Origin of the sequence: Pseudomonas sp. (assembly GCF_026224925.1) — a bacterium.
In the GTDB taxonomy this organism is placed as follows: domain Bacteria; phylum Pseudomonadota; class Gammaproteobacteria; order Pseudomonadales; family Pseudomonadaceae; genus Aquipseudomonas.
This window is the reverse complement of the sequence record NZ_JAMFRV010000257.1, coordinates 1-3,542: the sequence shown is the minus strand read 5'-3', so window position 1 is coordinate 3,542 and position 3,542 is coordinate 1. Positions and strand designations below refer to the sequence as shown.

4 protein-coding genes are annotated in these 3,542 nt (G+C 57.5%); 3 read left to right on the top strand and 1 reads right to left on the bottom strand.

Annotated elements, in window-relative coordinates; genetic code table 11:
* Positions 1 to 244 precede the first annotated feature (244 nt).
* From M0974_RS11295 to M0974_RS11285, 3 genes are all read left to right on the top strand, one after another.
* Positions 245 to 814 carry a GNAT family N-acetyltransferase gene (locus M0974_RS11295; RefSeq protein WP_297836262.1) on the top strand — a complete coding sequence of 190 codons (570 nt, stop codon included), beginning with the start codon at positions 245 to 247 and terminating at the stop codon, positions 812 to 814.
* A gap of 115 nt (positions 815 to 929) precedes the next feature.
* Positions 930 to 1,799: an acyl-CoA thioesterase II gene (tesB, locus tag M0974_RS11290; protein ID WP_297836260.1), complete on the top strand. Its 870-nt coding sequence runs from the start codon at positions 930 to 932 to the stop codon at positions 1,797 to 1,799.
* Positions 1,796 to 2,389 (top strand): HAD family hydrolase, encoded by a 594-nt coding sequence (locus M0974_RS11285; RefSeq protein ID WP_297836258.1) that lies wholly within the window; start codon positions 1,796 to 1,798, stop codon positions 2,387 to 2,389. The genes tesB and M0974_RS11285 overlap by 4 nt, the downstream gene beginning before the upstream one ends.
* A 166-nt stretch (positions 2,390 to 2,555) precedes the next feature.
* On the opposite strand, the gene M0974_RS11280 is transcribed toward M0974_RS11285, so the two are convergent.
* Complete coding sequence (locus M0974_RS11280; RefSeq protein WP_297836263.1) at positions 2,556 to 3,539, bottom strand: alpha/beta hydrolase; 984 nt, start codon at positions 3,537 to 3,539, stop codon at positions 2,556 to 2,558.
* Between the last annotated feature and the right edge of the window lie 3 nt (positions 3,540 to 3,542).

The window sequence follows — 3,542 nt, the reverse complement described above, 5'->3', positions numbered from 1 at the left end:
TGCGAGGCTTTCACTCAGGTTATCCACAGGCAGTTCCACAGCCAATGTGGATAGTTTTAAGCGTTTCATTCCACGGTCGGGCCAGATTTTTCGTGGTAGATGAGCGGCATGGAGATTTTGCATTCAATTAGCGGTCGAAGACTGATCTTGCCTGCTAATGTCTTTGCCAGCGCCTTCTGGTCAGGATCGGCTGAGCGATAGGGATTGTCAGCGGGGCGTTTATTGGCGAGATGGGGAGTCAATTATGGAGCCGATTTTCGAACTCAACAGTCCGCGGTTGCTGATGCGGCGTTGGCGCGACGATGATTTGCCGGAATTTGCGGCGATGTGTGCCGACCCGCAGGTCATGCGCTATTTCCCGGAAACCATGAGCCGCCTGGAAAGTGCGGCGTTGATTGGGCGGGTGCGTGGGCATTTTGCTGAGCTGGGTTTCGGCCTGTGGGCCCTGGAGCGCAAGGATACCGGGGCGTTTATCGGTTTTACCGGGCTGTGCGTGGTGGGTTTCGAGGCCCATTTCACGCCTGCGGTGGAAATCGGCTGGCGCCTGGCGCGAGAACATTGGGGCCTGGGTTACGCCAGTGAAGCGGCATGGACCGCTCTGGGCTGTGGCTTTGAACGTCTGGGGCTGGACGAGATTGTGTCGTTTACCGCTAAGATCAACCTGCCATCACAGAAAGTCATGCAGGCAATCGGTATGCAGCGCAATCCGGACGATGACTTCGATCACCCGAAACTGCCTGACGGCAATCCGCTGAAGCCGCATGTGCTGTATCGAATCTCCCGACAACAATGGCTGCAAACCCTGCAAGGATGAACAAGGATCACGCCGACAATTTCTGTATCATTTGCGGCTTGACGGCGCAGTTCGCTGTTGAAATCGTTCGCCGCCGCCTGAAGGCGCAGCATTGTTTTGTGTGAGGAGTTCCCAAATGAGCCAAGTGTTGGATGATCTGGTTGCGCTACTGACCCTGGAGCCGATTGAAGAAAACCTCTTTCGCGGGCGCAGCCAAGACCTTGGCTTCCGGCAGCTGTTCGGTGGGCAGGTGCTGGGGCAGTCGCTGTCGGCGGCTAGCCAGACGGTGGAAGACGAACGCCACGTGCATTCGCTGCACGGTTACTTCTTGCGCCCAGGCGATGCCGCGTTGCCGGTGGTTTATCAAGTGGATCGGGTGCGCGATGGCGGCAGTTTCAGTACGCGTCGGGTAACGGCGATCCAGAAAGGTCAGCCAATCTTCACCTGCAGCGCTTCGTTTCAGTACGACGAGAAGGGCTTCGAGCATCAAACCCAGATGCCACAGGTCGTCGGCCCGGAAAACTTGCCGTCTGAGCTGGAACTGGCCAAGCAAAATGCGGACTTGATACCCGAACAAATACGCGAAAAAATATTGTGTCCGAAGCCGATCGAGTTTCGCCCGGTGACGGCGATCGATCCCTATAACCCAGCCCCGACCGAAGCCGTGAAGTACGTATGGTTTCGTGCAGATGGCAGCCTGCCTGACGTAGCGGCGCTGCATAAATACTTGATGGCCTACGCCTCTGACTTCAACCTGCTCACCACTGCGCTGCAGCCCCATGGCAAGTCGGTGTTTCAGAAGGACATGCAGATCGCCAGCCTGGACCATTCCTTGTGGTTCCACGGCGACCTGCGGGCGGATGACTGGTTGTTGTATGCAATGGACAGCCCTTGGGCGGGTAATTCACGTGGTTTCAGCCGTGGCAGCGTGTACAACCGCGCGGGGCAATTAGTGGCATCGGTCTGTCAGGAAGGTTTGATTCGTCACCGTAAGGACTGGGTATGAGCCTGCAACAGGTTAGGCACTGGGTGTTCGACATGGACGGCACCCTAACCCTCGCCGTGCATGACTTCCCTGCGATCAAGCGTGCGTTGGACATTCCGTTGGAGGACGACATTCTCGGCCACCTCGCTGCCTTGCCACCTGAGGTGTCTGCGACGAAACATGCCTGGCTGCTGGAGCATGAGCGTGAGTTGGCATTAGCGTCCCAGCCTGCGCCCGGCGCAGTGGCGTTGGTGCGTGAGCTAGCGGCGCGCGGTTATCGGCTTGGCATCCTCACCCGTAATGCGCGGGAATTGGCGCACGTGACGCTTGAAGCGATTGGCCTGGCGGATTGTTTCGCGGTCGAGGATGTCCTCGGCCGCGATGAGGCACCGCCAAAACCTGACCCAGGTGGGCTGTTGAAACTGGCGCAAGGGTGGAATGTCGATCCGGCACACATGGTCATGGTCGGCGACTACCGCTTTGACCTCGACTGCGGCCGCGCTGCCGGGACCCATACGGTATTGGTTAACCTGCCGGAAAACCCGTGGCCAGAGCTGACCGATTGGTACGCCGTGGATTGCATCGCCTTGCGCGGGATGTTGGCGGATTAGCCTATAAACCGTGGTGCCCTTCGCGAATAAATTCGCTCCCACAGGGGGCTTGCGTGCTGGCTAAGCTTTTCTGTGGGACCGAATTTATTCGGGAGTCGGGTAGCGCGGTTTGTCTGAAAAAACCGCGCTGTTGCCTTCGCCACAGAGATCAGTGGTCACCTGTCCCTCAGATCTTCCTGAACAACGCAGCCTGGCCTTCGGGCGAGGTGAACATCAAATCACCGTCATGGCCCACGCCAGGCACTTCGATCAGTTGCTGCTTAATGCCTTCAGGATGGCGTTGCTGCAAGTAATTGAAGAAGTTGTGTCCGCGGACCAGGCGATTAGCGCCTTGGGCCTCACCTGCGCAGGTTTTATCCAATGCAGGGTGATTAACGTCGGTGTCCAACTGCCCCAACAGGTAGGTGACATCACGGCTAACGTAGGTTGCTTCAAGCTGCTCAGCCGTCTGTTTGCCGGCATAAGTGGGCAGTTTGTTCATGCCGTACTTCCAGGTGTCAAACCCAGGGCACGTGGCTGTGGTTACCGCTTCAGGTCGTTGCGCGGTGAAATACGCGTAGGACGATGGGTTGGCGATGACGTAGCGCAGGTTGATACCGGCTTTTTCCAGCTCAGCGCCGCCTTTGCCGACCATCACATAACGTTGCACCACTTGGGCGCCACCCGAGTGCCCGGCAATGACGACTTCCTGCAAGTTCGGGAACAGTTTGCGATCACTCAGCTTCGCCAAAATCTCATCGATAACCGTAAACGAGCTCACCGGCACGGGACCAATGGCTGCACTGCCGTCCATCCAATCGTCCTTGTGCCAGCGCAGAATCGTGTCCGGCAGATGGTGACTGACGATGTCTTTCTTATCGAGGAATTGCGGTGCGATCAGCAACGTGGAGCTGCGTAACCCGGAGCGATAAGACGCCCGCTCAGCGCTGCGCAGGTACGTTTGAGCATTGCGCAAACGGCCATGGATGATGATCACCGCCCGACGCGTGCCGGGCTGAGCCTGTTTCCATTGCTTGCTCAGCCCAATAGTCGCAAGGCTGCCATTGATGGCCAGTCTTTCAGGGCTCAAGGCTTTAACCGCCTGATCCGCTGCATTCGCCGTAAGGCTCAGAAGGGTGCTCAACAACAGGACCAATAACGGTTTTATCATGTG

Bases quoted from the DNA above. Each gene is read 5' to 3' on its own strand.
- M0974_RS11295 (WP_297836262.1), top strand. From the start codon at position 245: ATGGAGCCGATTTTCGAACTCAACAGTCCGCGGTTGCTGATGCGGCGT.
- tesB (WP_297836260.1), top strand. From the start codon at position 930: ATGAGCCAAGTGTTGGATGATCTGGTTGCGCTACTGACCCTGGAGCCG.
- M0974_RS11285 (WP_297836258.1), top strand. From the start codon at position 1,796: ATGAGCCTGCAACAGGTTAGGCACTGGGTGTTCGACATGGACGGCACC.
- M0974_RS11280 (WP_297836263.1), bottom strand. From the start codon at position 3,539: ATGATAAAACCGTTATTGGTCCTGTTGTTGAGCACCCTTCTGAGCCTT.